General features: G+C 48.2%; 13 protein-coding genes. 6 read left to right on the forward strand and 7 right to left on the reverse strand.

Annotated features, from left to right (window positions below; translation table 11 throughout):
• The 4 genes from HY879_26530 to HY879_26545 form a co-directional block, all read right to left on the reverse strand.
• A partial coding sequence (locus HY879_26530; protein ID MBI5606903.1) for an elongation factor 4 occupies positions 1-270 on the reverse strand: 270 nt, incomplete at its 3' end.
• 173 nt (positions 271-443) lie between these two features.
• Positions 444-887, reverse strand: a complete 444-nt coding sequence (locus HY879_26535) for a DNA-binding protein (protein ID MBI5606904.1) — start codon at positions 885-887, stop codon at positions 444-446.
• A 267-nt stretch (positions 888-1,154) separates the two neighbouring features.
• Entirely contained in the window at positions 1,155-1,490 is a 336-nt protein-coding gene (locus HY879_26540; protein ID MBI5606905.1) for a nucleotidyltransferase domain-containing protein, read from the reverse strand.
• A complete protein-coding gene (locus HY879_26545; protein ID MBI5606906.1) occupies positions 1,487-1,909 on the reverse strand; it encodes a nucleotidyltransferase substrate binding protein in 423 nt (140 codons plus the stop codon). The genes HY879_26540 and HY879_26545 overlap by 4 nt, the downstream gene beginning before the upstream one ends.
• A gap of 482 nt (positions 1,910-2,391) precedes the next feature.
• Here HY879_26545 and HY879_26550 point away from each other — a divergent pair, with 482 nt between their 5' ends.
• The 6 genes from HY879_26550 to HY879_26575 all read left to right on the forward strand — a co-directional run bounded on the left by HY879_26550 (position 2,392) and on the right by HY879_26575 (position 10,592).
• Positions 2,392-4,890, forward strand: coding sequence for an FG-GAP repeat protein (locus HY879_26550; protein MBI5606907.1), 2,499 nt, complete (start codon positions 2,392-2,394; stop codon positions 4,888-4,890).
• A gap of 490 nt (positions 4,891-5,380) precedes the next feature.
• Entirely contained in the window at positions 5,381-7,441 is a 2,061-nt protein-coding gene (locus HY879_26555; protein MBI5606908.1) for an RHS repeat-associated core domain-containing protein, read from the forward strand.
• A gap of 2 nt (positions 7,442-7,443) precedes the next feature.
• Entirely contained in the window at positions 7,444-7,998 is a 555-nt protein-coding gene (locus tag HY879_26560; protein MBI5606909.1) for a hypothetical protein, read from the forward strand.
• 85 nt (positions 7,999-8,083) lie between these two features.
• Entirely contained in the window at positions 8,084-9,064 is a 981-nt protein-coding gene (locus HY879_26565) for an RHS repeat protein (protein MBI5606910.1), read from the forward strand.
• A 36-nt stretch (positions 9,065-9,100) separates the two neighbouring features.
• A complete protein-coding gene (locus HY879_26570; protein ID MBI5606911.1) occupies positions 9,101-10,177 on the forward strand; it encodes a hypothetical protein in 1,077 nt (358 codons plus the stop codon).
• 82 nt (positions 10,178-10,259) lie between these two features.
• Positions 10,260-10,592: a hypothetical protein gene (locus tag HY879_26575; protein ID MBI5606912.1), complete on the forward strand. Its 333-nt coding sequence runs from the start codon at positions 10,260-10,262 to the stop codon at positions 10,590-10,592.
• 247 nt (positions 10,593-10,839) lie between these two features.
• Here the strand turns inward: HY879_26575 and HY879_26580 are convergent, their stop codons facing one another.
• The 3 genes from HY879_26580 to hcp form a co-directional block, all read right to left on the reverse strand.
• The gene (locus tag HY879_26580; protein ID MBI5606913.1) at positions 10,840-11,577 is read right to left on the reverse strand and encodes a 4Fe-4S binding protein; all 738 of its coding nucleotides are present in this window, start codon (positions 11,575-11,577) and stop codon (positions 10,840-10,842) included.
• A 123-nt stretch (positions 11,578-11,700) separates the two neighbouring features.
• Complete coding sequence (locus HY879_26585; protein MBI5606914.1) at positions 11,701-12,441, reverse strand: HD domain-containing protein; 741 nt, start codon at positions 12,439-12,441, stop codon at positions 11,701-11,703.
• A 109-nt stretch (positions 12,442-12,550) separates the two neighbouring features.
• Entirely contained in the window at positions 12,551-14,179 is a 1,629-nt protein-coding gene (gene hcp, locus HY879_26590) for a hydroxylamine reductase (GenBank protein ID MBI5606915.1), read from the reverse strand.
• Between the last annotated feature and the right edge of the window lie 402 nt (positions 14,180-14,581).

Below are 14,581 nucleotides of genomic sequence, written 5' to 3' on the forward strand. Positions count from 1 at the left end.
CCTTGACACTTCATAGGAAAAATCGACATGGCCCGGTGTGTCGATCAGGTTCAGGTCTAAGGCTTCCCCTTTTTTGTTGGTATACGGGAGGGTAACGGTGTTGCTCTTGATGGTGATGCCCCGTTCCCGTTCAATGTCCATGGTATCCAGGATCTGGTCCCGGAACCCCCGTTGATCCACCAGCCCGGTAAATTGGATCAGGCGATCGGCCAGGGTGGATTTGCCGTGATCAATATGGGCGATAATGCTGAAATTTCTTATCTGTTTCATAATAAAAAAAAGGCGCAAGGCACAAGGTTCAAGGTTTAAGAAAAAGCTAATAGACCTTCCAAATCTATTGATTTCTTTGTCCCTTGAGCTATTGCAAAGGGTAAATTCAATTAAAATAGGTCAGGCATCTTGCCTGACAATAGGTCTCGACCTTAAATCATAGAACGGGGCTATTATGGATTTAAAAGCTTGAAACCCAAGTCTGTGTCAGGTTTCCGGACGGCCGTACAGTCCAACATCTCGATGAGTATCACCTCGGCCACCTGCCAAGTTTTCACCCCGGCCCGCACGCAACCGGTTATGGTCGAGTCCCGGCGCCCTGCGGCCACATGCATATGCAGGCTCGGTTTTGCTTCGTCATCCGGAAAGAGCGTCCCGGTCCCGACGATTTCATGGATGTTTTCCAGCGCATGAGTCATAGGATTAACCGGGGTCGCCTGCCCGTCTTCCGGACCGACCACCAATCGGCTTTGGCCGTCCGCCCCGCCGAGGACGATCATATAAGCGGCCTTAATCCCCTGCTCGACGGCGAACCGTTCCAGCGTTTCATGGAGTATCTCCCCGTCTTCCAGGCGGATGATAAAAATACGACCCTGTTTAGCTATCGAATATTTCAAATCTTTTTACCTCAAGGGAAATTATAGCAGGTGAGTTCAAGAAAAGAAGTAATATTACTTTATACTACGAATAAGGGAAAAACGGAAGAATTAATTTATCCATATGAAATGGATATATTAAACACAGCCAGGACGTTCAGAAGTGGTCCAATCCCACTCAATAAAACTGGCATCGTTTTTTTGATTTTTACCTTGTATAATTAAATGTTATTTATTAAAATAACCTTGTATTTATACAATTAATCCTAACATAAAGAGGGCCTACTGTCACTTCTCTTTTGTTTCTAAATTTTGTCCCGCTTTTTCATAAAAAATAATCCCAACATGTTTAATATGATCAAGCACATCAGGATCTTGAATTTGTGCATATAGGGACAGGTCAATGGTATAGGGCAGGAGCAGTTCGTCCAGTTCATGTAAGATTTTGGACAGTACCCCTGGGGTCAAGATTTCCCTTCCCTGGAGAGTCAGGTCAATGTCGGATCCGTTTTTAAAGGACCCTTTGGCCCGTGATCCGTATAAAACCGCTTTCTGTATCTGGGGGTGGCGTGCAAAAACAGCATTGATTCTTTGGATGGTGGATTCTTTCAGGCCGTATTTCATGCGGATTCTTGCTTCATTTGTTCCATTTTAATGTGAAATGCTTCGAATTCCGGACCATAATCTTTCAGAATGGCCGAAACGATGGTTGCGGCCGTAATTTCATCATAGGTGTGAGAAGACAGATTTCGGCTGTTGATCATGTCCATCCAGGCATCACCGTTTTCAATCAATCCTGTTTTAAAGGCTTCACGTATCGTATCCCTGGACCCATACAACGTCCCGACACCACGACTTTCGAGAAAATCCTTCAGGGTTTTCCAGGCTAATTCATGGGTATATTCAAAAGCTTGTATCAGACCTTGCTCTTCGAGTTTTGAAAGAGGACGTTGCCGTGCCAGTTCAAATGCCTCTCTGAGTTGCGAAAAGGCCTTATTGAAATGATTAAGTCTCTGAATCCAGCGGATGTCTTGGTCAGTCAATGGATCTCTCTTGGTTTAGTTCGAAATTAGAATTTTGGCACGGATTTCACGGGTTACACGATTAAAGAGTATAAAATAAGAAAAATACAGGGTCAAGGAGAAAACAGGTACGCTATCGGCATCCCGAATTTCCTTTAAAAATTTGATTGATCGGTGGAAATTGGAGTAGGCTCCTTCTTCCAACTTCATCTCTAATAGGATTTTATCCTGGCCTGAAGTTAATTTTTTTAAAAATCCGACAAATTACGCCAAAAATCTTGTGCAGTATTGCATATATTTTTGTGCATCTCCATTTTCCCTCTCCCCCTCATGTCAATATAACTAATTGAAATAATAGGATTATAAAATTATGATTCGATGGCATAGATTTTGCTTTTTTGGACTCCGGTTATTATCGGGATGATAACTAATTCATGAAGCCATCCATTACAAAAAATAAAAAAAGGGAGTAAGGGCAAACTCTTTAGGGGGAGGAGTTAACTATGGATCGATTGGAATGCAAGATTTCCAAAATATCCCTTGGTGTTATGACCTTTATTCTTTTGTATATTTCAAGTTTTTTCTTTCCTTTTACCTCCCAGGCAAGAATCACCACCCGGGTCTCGGTGGCATCAGATGGGACTCAGGCCAATGAAGATTCTCATTTCCCGTCCATTTCAGCCGATGGACGATATGTGGCTTTTGTATCCGGGGCTTCTAATTTGACACCAGGAACTATCAAAGGCACATATCATATCTTTGTCCATGACCGTCTGAACGGGCAGACCACCCAAGTCTCTGTAGCTTCGGACGGGACCCAGGGGCATGGTGTTTCTCTAAATCCGTCCATTTCACTGGACGGGCGATATGTAGCCTTTGATTCTGCTGCTGCTAATTTGGTGCCCGGAGATACGAACAACCGGAAAGATATTTTTGTCCATGACCGGCAGACCGGGCAGACGACCCGGGTCTCGGTGGCCTCGGATGGGTCTCAGGGGATTGATAATTCTTACAGTCCATCCATATCAGGTGATGGGCGATTTGTGGCTTTTACTTCTACTGCTGCCAATTTGGTGCCTGGAGATAAGAACAGCGGGTCAGATATTTTTGTCCATGATCGGCAAACCGGGCAGACGACCCTGGTCTCGGTGGCCTCGGACGGGACCCAGGGAAACAATGATTCCTGGGACCCATCCATATCAGGCGATGGGCGATTTGTGGCCTTTACGTCTTTTGCCTCCAATTTAGTGCCCGGAGATACGAGCGGCCGATATGATATTTTTGTCCACGACCGGCAGACCGGGCAGACGACCCTGGTCTCGGTGGCCTCGGACGGGTCTCAGGCGAATGATAGTTCTTACGGTTCATCCATTTCAGCCGATGGGCGGTATGTGGTTTTTCAATCTTCAGCTACTAATTTTGTACCAGCAAATACGAAAAATGGACTTGATATTTTTGTCCACGACCGGCAGACCGGGCAGACGACCCTGGTCTCAGTGGCCTCGGACGGGACCCAGGCGAATGGTTATTCTTGGTCTCCAGCCATATCAGCCAATGGAAGGTATGTAGTTTTTAAATCCTATGCTGCTAATTTGGTACCAGGAGATACGAACGGCCAGGAAGATATTTTTGCCTATGACCGGCAGACCGGCAAGACCACCCGGGTCTCGGTGGCCTCGGACGGGACCCAGGCAAATGGTTATTCTTGGTCTCCAGCCATATCAGCTAATGGGCGCTATGTGGCCTTTGGATCACATGCTACCAATTTGGTGCCTGGAGACACAAACGGAAAAATGGATGTCTTCATCTATGATTCGGGCTTATCAACGGATGCAGCCACTAATGTGACTCCCCACACGGCCACTTTAAACGGGACCGTTAACCCCCAGGGGTTGGAAACGACCTATTCTTTTGTCTGGGGGAAAACCACAGCCTATGGGAATACAACACCTTCCATATCCGCCGGCAGTGGCATAAGCAATGTGGTCGTATCAGCCAGTTTAACCGGGCTGGCTTCCAATACCACCTATCATTATTGTTTAGTGACCAATAATAGTATGGGAACCACTTATGGGTCGGATGGAATATTTGCAACCCCTTCCACAAACTTTGATTTTAACGGAAATGGGAAAGCCGATATATTCTGGCGCCATGTCAACTCCGGAGAGAATGTAATCTGGTTCATGAACGGTACTTCCATTGATTATGTTCGATTTTCCGGGGCCGTCGGCGACCTGAACTGGGCTGTCAATGGATTCGGGGATTTCAACGGAGATGGAAAGACCGATATACTCTGGCAGCATGCCGTATCGGGGAAAGTCTTTATCTGGCTCATGGATGGATACTCGATTATCGGCTTAGGTCAACCCGCTACCGCAGGGGACCAGAACTGGGACATCAAAGGAGTCGGAGACTTCAATGGAGACGGGAAAGCGGACATACTCTGGCGGCATGTCAGCAGTGGAGAAGTATATGTCTGGCTGATGAATGGGACCAGCTTAACCGGACATGGCTCTCTGGGGTCGGTCGCAACAAGTTGGGAGATTCAAGGTATTGGCGATTTTAGCGGAGATGGTAAGGCCGATATTCTCTGGAGACATGCTGCCGGAATGGTGTACCTTTGGTCCATGGATGGACTTTCGGTTATCGGCCAGGGATCGTCGGCAAATGTCGATGATTTAAACTGGCAAATTCATAAGGTTGGTGATTTCAACGGAGATGGGAAGGCCGATGTCCTCTGGCGACATTCCTCTTTAGGCACTCTATTTATCTGGTTGATGGATGGAACAACAATTTCGGGGCAAGGGTCACCGGGTACTGTTGACCCGAACTGGGCAATTAAGGGAGTCGGAGATTTTAATGGAGACGGTAAGGCCGATATCCTCTGGCGACATAATGCCACCGGAGAGGTCTATATTTGGCTGATAAATGGAATTTCTCTTTTTGCCGGGAACTCACCAGGAGCAGTAGGTGACACTAATTGGACTATTAGTGCACCATAACAATAATTGAACAATTTTCACAAAAAAAATGATGTGCACCCTATTTTATGCGTATTCCTTATTAGAACTGCCATAAGACGTCAGTTCCATCGCCCAAAAAATTGTGCAATAATGCATATATTTTTGTGCGTCTCCATTTTTCCCCCCAAGCGAGGGAACACGTACAATTATAAGGATGATGGGGTTGGAAACAGAATCTCCAAAACCGTAAATTCAGTTGAAACAAGATACGTTGAAGACCCAATCGGGAAATATCAGATGAAAAAATTATAAATTCACTCCAAAAGACTGACCGAATATCTGAATACGTAGCCCACATAAATGCTGGCCGAGTATATAGTGTAATGAAAATTCTCCAAGACTGGCGTGTTTTCTATTAATCGAAACTCGACCTTAGATGTTTTTATGAAAGAGAAGGAAAAACACATCATAATTGAAAAGAAGGATATAATACTTAATCCAGAATAAAATATGTTATGGCAGATTGGGATTGGACCTGGTGCTGGAATACGACCTGATGCAAAGGGGCAGGAGGAATCAGAAGACGACAGGAGCCAGTTCGGCAATCTTCGAGAGGACCTTTGACAGTGCCGGGAGGACGTTGAGCCTCAAATATTTGGCCGGGAGTCCTTCGGAGAAGATCTATGGCTATGAATACGACGTGGCCGGAAATTTGCTCTATGTGAAGGATAGTGCCACTGGAGGCCATCTGGCGGATTATTCAGGTTTTACGGCCCTGGGGCAACCGACCCTGGCCGTCTATCCCAAGTCTGGAAATATCTCCATTAAAAGGACTTACACCTATGATCCGGTAACAAACCGGCTGACCTCAGCCCTTACCCAGAAATGGGAGGGAGGGACCTTGGTCGATACCTACAAAAAACTCGAATACCAGTACGACCCCAATGGAAATCCTCTCCAGATCCATGACAATCCGAACGGCACCGCTCCGGCCAATCTGGTCTATAACTACGATGCCATTGGCAATATCACCTTTAAAACGGATCTGGGAAGTTACACCTACAACTACGGGGATAAACCCCATGCGGCCCGATCGGCCGGAAATATCAGTCTTCAGTACGATTTAAATGGCAATATGACCCAGAGGGCCGTATCCGGTGGGGATACTCTGGCAGTCAGCTACAATTATGACAACAAACCCGATATCATCCAGAAGAACGGAAACAATTTTATTGGGTTCACTTATGACGGTAACGGGAACCGGGTAAAGAAGCATAACTATGTCACCAGTCAGGACGTGATTTACTTCGGGGGCCTTTATGAAGAGCGAAACGGGGTGGGGATTATCCACGTCTATGCCGGTGGCGAGCGGGTGGCTTCTATCCGGGCAGACGGGAATTCCCAATATTACTACGACAATCATCTCGGTTCGGCCACCATCGTCACCGACCAGACGGGGGCGCGCAAGGAGCGCCTGGAATACTATCCCTTCGGGACCTATTCCGAGACCCGGGACGATGATCCGAACTTTCCCAATGTCTCTTATACCTTCACGGATCAGGAAGAAGATCAGGAACTGGGGTTATACAATTTCAGGGCCAGGTTATACGATTCTGTTTTGGGGAAGTTTGTCTCCCCCGACAGTATCGTTCCGGACCCGAGTGATCCTCAATCCTTGAACCGGTATAGCTATGTGGCCAATAAGCCGTTGGCATTTATAGACCCCGATGGACATCTTGCCTGGTTCGTTCCCGTCATCATTGGCGCGGTAATAGGCGCTGCCAGCGCCGGAGCTCGGAGCAATTGGAATTTCGGGGCGATGATCACAGGAGCGGCAATCGGAGCCATCGCCGGTTTGGCTGGTTATGGAGCCGGACTTTCAGTCTATGGGGCTGCCGGCGGACAGGGAGCCACTGCGATGATGGCAAGTGTAACCGTAGGTGGTGCTGCGGGAGGAGCAACAGGGGGTGGATTGTCAGCTCTTGTAAATGGCGGTGATATTGCGAAAGGCATGGCTTCGGGGCTCTTTTTTGGCGCTGTTGCCGGTGGTGTAACCGGTGGCTTGGTTTCGGCCGGTGTTCCGGGTGCCCTTGCAGCAACTGGAGGCGGCTTTATTTCCGGATATGCAGAGTGCGGACCTGAGTGTGCCGGTGAAAGCGCTTTATATTCCTTCGGAGGAGGTGCTTTGAGCTCTGCATTTACTATAAGCGGTTCCAATGGTGATCAGGTTAAAATTCCTGAGCAGGGTTCGCCTGAATGGAATACTCTGACTCAGGGAAAGAGTGACGTATATGTCTTATCTCCAGCTCGTTCATCGCTTGCTGATATTTTTTGGCATTTGGTGGCATTATTGGGAGATGGAAATTCTCATACGTGGCATACCCAAGATGTTGAAAAATTACCCGAAGCAGGTCGCTTTGCCACGCTTGTTCAAAAGAATGTACCTTGGTCTGGAGAATCATATCTTCATAATTACAATATTTTCACTAACAACTGCACAACAAGACTCGGTCAGGACGTTTGGAATCCTTCACAATATAACGCCTATCATAATTATTCAGGACCCCGATCTTATTGGTGGTGGAGGTAATAATGAAAAAATTTATTATATTAACTGGTATTTTAATAGTTGTTCTATCGGGGTGCGGCTTAAAACAAAATTCAAAAGTATATCCCATTGAAAGGAATAAGGTTTCTGTCGTCGGGAACATGATTTATCGGGAAGGAAGACCATTTGCGGAATTGAGATTTTTTGATGCTAATATGGCCGAAATTTTAACAGAAAGGACCTGGATTGATGGTCTTGTAATATACTATTTCGATACTGACAGAGAAATGTGGATATATCCAAAAAAGGGATTAACAGTATATCAAGCCGGAAGAGAATATATAAAAATTGATGACATGAAAAGAGTTTGGAAAAATTTTTTACAGGAACATGGAGCCTCACGTTCCGGTCAACTTAAAACAGAGTTAAAATGGGCCGTTATTCATCTTGGCGGTAGACTCCGAAGTGATAGCGAAGTTATCAACAAAGTTTACGGAGTAAGAATTTCTAATGACGGCAAATATATTTATTATAACGTTCAGGGAATAATTTGGGATTCTTCATATAAATATCAAGTGGAGTACGGTATCACAAAATAGGATAGATAACTCCAGGAAGATCGGATTTTCTATAATCTCATGAGCTATGACAGCTTGCCTAAGAAAAGACGATGGACGACCCGATATGGACAATTGGATCTTTATTTGCAATAATATAGACGATCTCACCTCCCAGACCGATGCCAAAGGCAAGACGATCACCTTCAGCTATGATGCCCTGAACCGGCTCATTCAGAAGGTTTACCCCTCCTACAACATAACCTATTCCTATGATGATCCGGCGGGGCCCTTTTCTACGGGGAAGCTGACTAAAAGCTCGGTTTCCGGAGGGATGGCCAATGAGGACTGGGTGCTGGAATACGATCTGATGCAGCGGGGCAAAAGGAGCTTGAAGAAGGTAGGCAGCAGTACGCCGGTCTTCGAGAGGACCTTTGACAGTGCCGGGAGGACGTTGAGCCTAAAATATTTGGCCGGGAGCCCTTCGGAGAAGACCTATGGCTATGAATACGACGTGGCCGGAAATTTGCTCTATGTGAAGGATAGTGCCACTGGAGGCCATCTGGCGGATTATTCGGGTTTTACAGCCCTGGGTCAACCCGCCCAGGCCGTCTATCCCAAATCGGGAAATGTCTCCATCAAGAGGACCTACACCTATGACCCGGTAACAAACCGGCTGACCACTGCCCTTACCCAGAAATGGGAGGGAGGGACCTTGGTCGATACCTACAAAAAACTCGAATACCAGTATGATCCCATTGGAAATCCTCTCCAGGTCCATGACAATCCGAACAGCACCGCTCCGGCCAATCTGGTCTATAACTACGATGCCATCGGCAATATCACCTTCAAGACCGACGTGGGCAGCTACGCCTACACTTACACCAACAAACCCCATGCGGTAAATTCCGCCGGGAATATCAGCCTCCAGTGCGATGCCAACGGGAACATGACCCAACGGGCCGTATTCGGAAGGGATATCCTGGCGGTCAGCTACAACTATGACAACAAGCGGGATATCATCCAGAAGAACGGGAACAATTTTGTCGGGTTCACTTACGATGGAAACGGCAACCGGGTGAAAAAAAGCATTTCTCAGGCAAAATAAATTATTTGACAGTCTACAAGATTCGGGAGGTGGAGAATGTTGCAAAAGATAAGGACTTTTATTGGTGTATCCGTTTTCTGGTTTATTCTGATTGCCTCCCTATCTTCATCTTCTTTCGGAGCGACCATCATCTACACCTATGACGATCTGAATCGGCTGGTGGGGGTCCAGTATTCTAATTCAAGCCCCAACGAGGATCTGACCAGCCCCTCTTTGGCCATAACCAGCCATACCAACAATCAGCATGTAATAGGCCCAATAACTTTAGCCGGTACGGCCAGCGACGGGGGAGCTGGGGATAATGGAATTTCCCAGGTTACAGTGAATGGCATAAGGGCTGCCAACGATACGGCTACGAGTAACGGAATTGCCAACTGGAGTCAAACGATTACCTTGAATCCCGGTGCCAATGCCATTACGATCATAGCCTATGACAACAGCAGCAATCATAACCAAACCACGCAGACCATGACGATTTACAATGATGTTCCCGAGACCACCCCTCCGACTTTAGCCATCACCAGCCACAGCAATGGCCAGCACGTGGATTCCGCGAATATAACTTTAGGGGGCATGGCTACGGATTTGGGGAAGGGTGGTAATGGGATATCTCAAGTGACGATAAATGGGATTCGGGCTGATAATGATACGGCCGGCGGAAACGAAACAGCCAATTGGAGCAAGGCGATTACCCTGAATCCCTCAGCCAATACGATCACGGTTATTGCTTATGATAACAGCAGTAATCAGAATCAAACTACTCAGACCATCACATTATATTATGACACCCCTCCGGGAGTCATCACGAGCCCGGCCACCAATGTGACGCCGACCTCAGGCACATTAAAAGGGATTGTTTTCCCTAACGGTTTAATGACGACTTATCATTTTGAGTGGGGATTGACCATCGCCTATGGAAATTCTACCATCAGCCAGTCAATCGAAGGTGGCCTGGACAATGTAACCATTTCAGCCAATTTAACCGGGTTGGATCCTTACACTAATTACCATTATCGCCTTGTTGCCACTAATAGCGCGGGATCCAATTATGGCTCGGATATGATTCTTCGAAGGGCTCCATTTTTACAATATTTACTATGGTTATTAGAATAATGTTCAATTATAGGCTGTAATGTTAACACAAGATTTTAACCGGGTGAATTTCAGATCCCAAACCGATGAAAGGAGATGGAGGATGAGAACAAGTCTGAGAAAGAGAGCTTTTATTCTGGTTTCACTATTAGTCGTGATGGTTATTTTTATTGCCTTGAAATCCGAAATTCAGGCAGCAGAGAACTGGTATACGGCTGCTGTGGTTTCAGCCGGGCCGGGCTGGGGTTCGGCCTATATCTGCTTGACGGCTACCAATGGGGCCTTTACCAATAAATATATGATCTGTCGAACCGACCAGCCTAAGGAGCAATTGGCCATGGCCGTGACTGCCATGGCTTTGGGCAAATATGTCATGGCTTATTTGGATCCGGCTTTAGCAACGCCTACTATACAAGCCATGTATGTAATCAATTAAGGATCAGGGTCGACTCGGAATACGAATATTCGGGCATTTATTTTACCTTTAAAGCCCCGTGTTGGCTTTGAGTTGGTGCCGGGAAGTCCTGGATGACTTTCCTGGCACAAGGGGCTTGGCGCTTTGAAACCGAAAGAGGTCCACCATGCTGGGTCCAGGTCAGATGTCTGACGGATAAAATGACTATGGAGGCCGCGATAGGGGTATCCTTCAACTATGAAGCGCCTAAGGTCCACCCTGGTCCTTATTATCGCCTCGCCTCCCCCCGAACGGTGATCACCCATTCCTCCACTGGAATGTCTTTCCCGGAGGCTTTCAGGGCCTTTTTGACGATAAAGGGCAAGCCGGCACAACAGGGGACTTCCATGACGGCGGTGGTGATGCTTTTGATACCGGCGGTTTTAAAGATATCGGTGAATTTCTGGATATACTCCTGGACGTCATCAAATTTGGGACAGCCCATCATGACCACTTTGTCTTTCAGAAAATCCCGGTGGAAGTTGGGATAGGCCAGGGGGGTGCAGTCGGCCACCACCAATAAATCGGCCCCTTTGAGGAACGGGGCCGTGGGGGGCACCAGTTTGATCTGGACCGGCCAATGGCCGAGGGCCGAAGTCTGACCTTCCTGAAAGCGGGGCACATTGGCCTGCTGACAGGTGTCGGGTTGGGCCAGGGTTTGCAATCGGGTGGAAGGACAGCCACAAGGAAGAGCGTCCGGGGTCGGCAATTCCGTTTCTTCGGCCTTCTTTAAATGTTCTTCGACGGCCGTCTCGTCAAAATCTTCGGCCTCCCGTTCTATGATTTTGAGGGCATCATTAGGGCATTCTCCCAGACAGGCCCCGAGACCATCGCAATATTTTTCGGCCATCAATTGGGCCTTGCCGTCGATGACCTGGATGGCCCCCTCGGCGCAGGAAGGCACGCATTGACCACAGCCGTCACACAGGTCAGGGTCAATTTCAATGATCTTTCGTTTCAGTCTCATTTTTATCTCCTTGAATTCGTATAGGGCATGGGGTAAACCGTATCAATTTTCACCGCAGAGCCGCAAAGAACGCAAAGGGGAAAACTTTCGCTACGGTAGCCAATTCACTTCCGGCTCTCTGCACTATGCGGGTTGTTTGACGTTAAAAACTTCCCGGGCCAACTTCCGGCCCATTTCAGTCAAAAAAGATTTTTCTATGATTTCCTCCAGCCTCTCTGGTCCGGAAGGTTTTTCTTTTTGGTTTTCTTCCAGGTTGACGATCAGATCAGCATCATAGAGGGCCTTGAAGTTGGTCGTTTCCTCGGGCCTGGGATGATGGTGATGGCCGACGATGTCACAGACCTCATCGATCAGCCCCTCCCGGGCACCCAGTTGGATCAGGATCTCCCGGGCGATAGGCGGTCCTAATTCTTCCTGATAGCGGGCCGCCGTGCTCTGGTATCTTCTTTCGGCCTCATGGATGCCTATGTCGTGCAGATAAGACGCCGGCAGGATAACGGCCAGATTACCCTTTTCTTCTTTGCCGATCTGTTCGGCATAGCGGGCGACCTTGGTGGCGTGGCCGATACGTCGGAAGTCTTTTCCGAAATATCGTTTCATCTCTATGGCCACCCGGTCCTTTAACAAATCTTCTTTCTGGGCCATCAGTTCCGGGGGCAAATCTCCCAAACATTGCTCGGCATATTGACAATAGGAGGCGCACCCGAAATCCATCTTAGGGTTCAGAAGGCGGTAACCGCATTTTTTACAGCGCCGGGTGGTATCGTCCTTAAAGAATTCCATTTCCTGCCCGCACTGGGGACAGTTGGCGTCAAAAATGGAACCGGGTTGCCAGTAGCGGCTGTCTTGACCTGGACATTTCATAAGTAACTCCTTTAAAGGGCTCAAGGCGCAAGGCGCAAGGCACAGGGTCCGGAATAAAGAGGTTTTGATTTGCCTTGGACCTTGGGCCTTGAGCCTTGCACCTGTTTTTTCATCCCAAAATCGCCTTCAGATCTTCCTCCGGCGTGGTGATGGGCATGATGTTGAAATTTTTGACCAGGAAATCAAGAACATTCGGCGTAACGAAGGCCGGAAGGGAAGGCCCCAGGCGAATGTTTTTGATCCCCAGGTAAAGCAGGGTCAGAAGAATGGCCACGGCCTTCTGTTCGTACCAGGAAAGAATCATGGACAGGGGCAGTTCGTTCACCTCAATGTTGAAGGCCTTGGCCAGGGCCACGGCGATCTGAACCGCCGAATAGGCGTCATTGCACTGGCCTACATCCAACAGTCGGGGGATACCGCCAATGTCTCCCAGTTCCTTGTCAAAGAACCGGAACTTGCCGCAGGCCAGGGTCAGGATAACCGTATCATTCGGCGCCTTTTCCACAAACTCGGTGTAATAATTGCGGCCCGGTTTGGCGCCGTCACAGCCGGCCACCAGGAAAAAGTGACGGATGGCCTTGCTCTTGACCGCCTCGATGACCGTTCCGGCCACGCCCATCACGGTATTCCGGCCAAAACCGACGGTGACCGTTTTCCCGTTGGTGTCTTCGGCAAAACCGGGCAGGGCCAATGCCCTTTCAATGGCCGGGGTAAAGTTTTTATCGGCCATGTGGGAGACCCCCGGCCAGCCGACCAGACCGGTGGTGAATATATTGGCCTGATAGGATTCTTTTGGTTTCTGGATGCAGTTGGTGGTCATGATGATGGCCCCGGGAAATTCGGCGAATTCCTTCCCCTGATTCTGCCAGGCGGTTCCGTAATGTCCGTAGAAATGGCCATATTTTTTCAACTCGGGATAGCTATGCAGCGGCAGCATCTCCCCGTGGGTATAGATGGTGATTCCCTTTCCTTCGGTCTGCTGCAGAATCAGTTCCATATCCTTCAGATCATGGCCGGAAACCAGGATGGCCTTGCCCTTTTTATGGCCCAGGGGGACCTTGGTCGGGACGGGATGGCCATAGGTTTCGGTGTTGGCCGCATCCAGGATTTCCATGGTCTTCAGGTTGATCTCGCCGGCCTTCATGGTCAGGCCGATCCAGTCGTTCAGGGTCAGGTCCTTATTCAAGGCGGCCGCCAGCCCCTCATGCATAAAGGCGTAAACGGCCTCGTCTTCTTTGCCGAGGATCCGGGCGTGATCAGCGTAGGCGGCGATTCCTTTAATCCCGAAGGTAACGGTCCAGACCAGGGCGTGAATATCTCTATCCGTCGTCGTATCCGCTTGGATGCCGACCTTTTCACCCTGGGCCGTCAGTCCTTCCAGGCTATCGGCCAGGGCTAAATCGGCCGGCCCGTCCGGGAAATCGACTTTGCCTCCGGCGGCTTTAACTTTGGCCTTCAGCTTTTCCCTTAAGGCGACGATTTTTTCAAGGAGGGGGGGGAACCGCTCGGGGTCAAAATCCACATTGGTCAGGGTGGAAAACATGGCTTCCGAGGTAAAGGCATTAACCTCCGGGTCGCTGATACCGGCCTTCCGGCCTTCTACCGCCACCTGGGACAACCCCCTCATGGCGTAAACCACCAGATCCTGCAAAGCGGCAACTTCAGGCTGTTTGCCGCAAACCCCGATTTTGGTACATCCTTCTCCCTTGGCCGTCTGTTCACATTGGTAGCAAAACATAACTTTCTCCTTTCGACTTTTTTTATGTTTATTTTTATTATAGCCTTTTGAAACTAACTATAATCATCCATGAAAGGTTCTGCATTGATTTAAGTCAAAAAAATAATTTTTTTATGACCTGCCGATCGATTGGGACGCGAATGGCGAGTGGGAACTATTGAAAAGGAAACGATCGAGGGCAAGATTTAAAAAATACAGCCTATTTCTTTAAAAAATACAACGTTAACCCTCTTTTCATCTCCAAAAAACACCGATAAAGTAAAATATAATGGTCTCGTAAAAACTCGTCATTCCCGCGCAGGCGGGAATCCAGGCTATATGTAACTAATTAAAAACACTGGATTCCCGTTTTCACGGGAATGACGTAAATCGGCGCTTTTGGACTTTTTACGAACGCATCAA

This window comes from Deltaproteobacteria bacterium, assembly GCA_016219225.1.
Classification (GTDB): domain Bacteria; phylum Desulfobacterota; class RBG-13-43-22; order RBG-13-43-22; family RBG-13-43-22; genus RBG-13-43-22.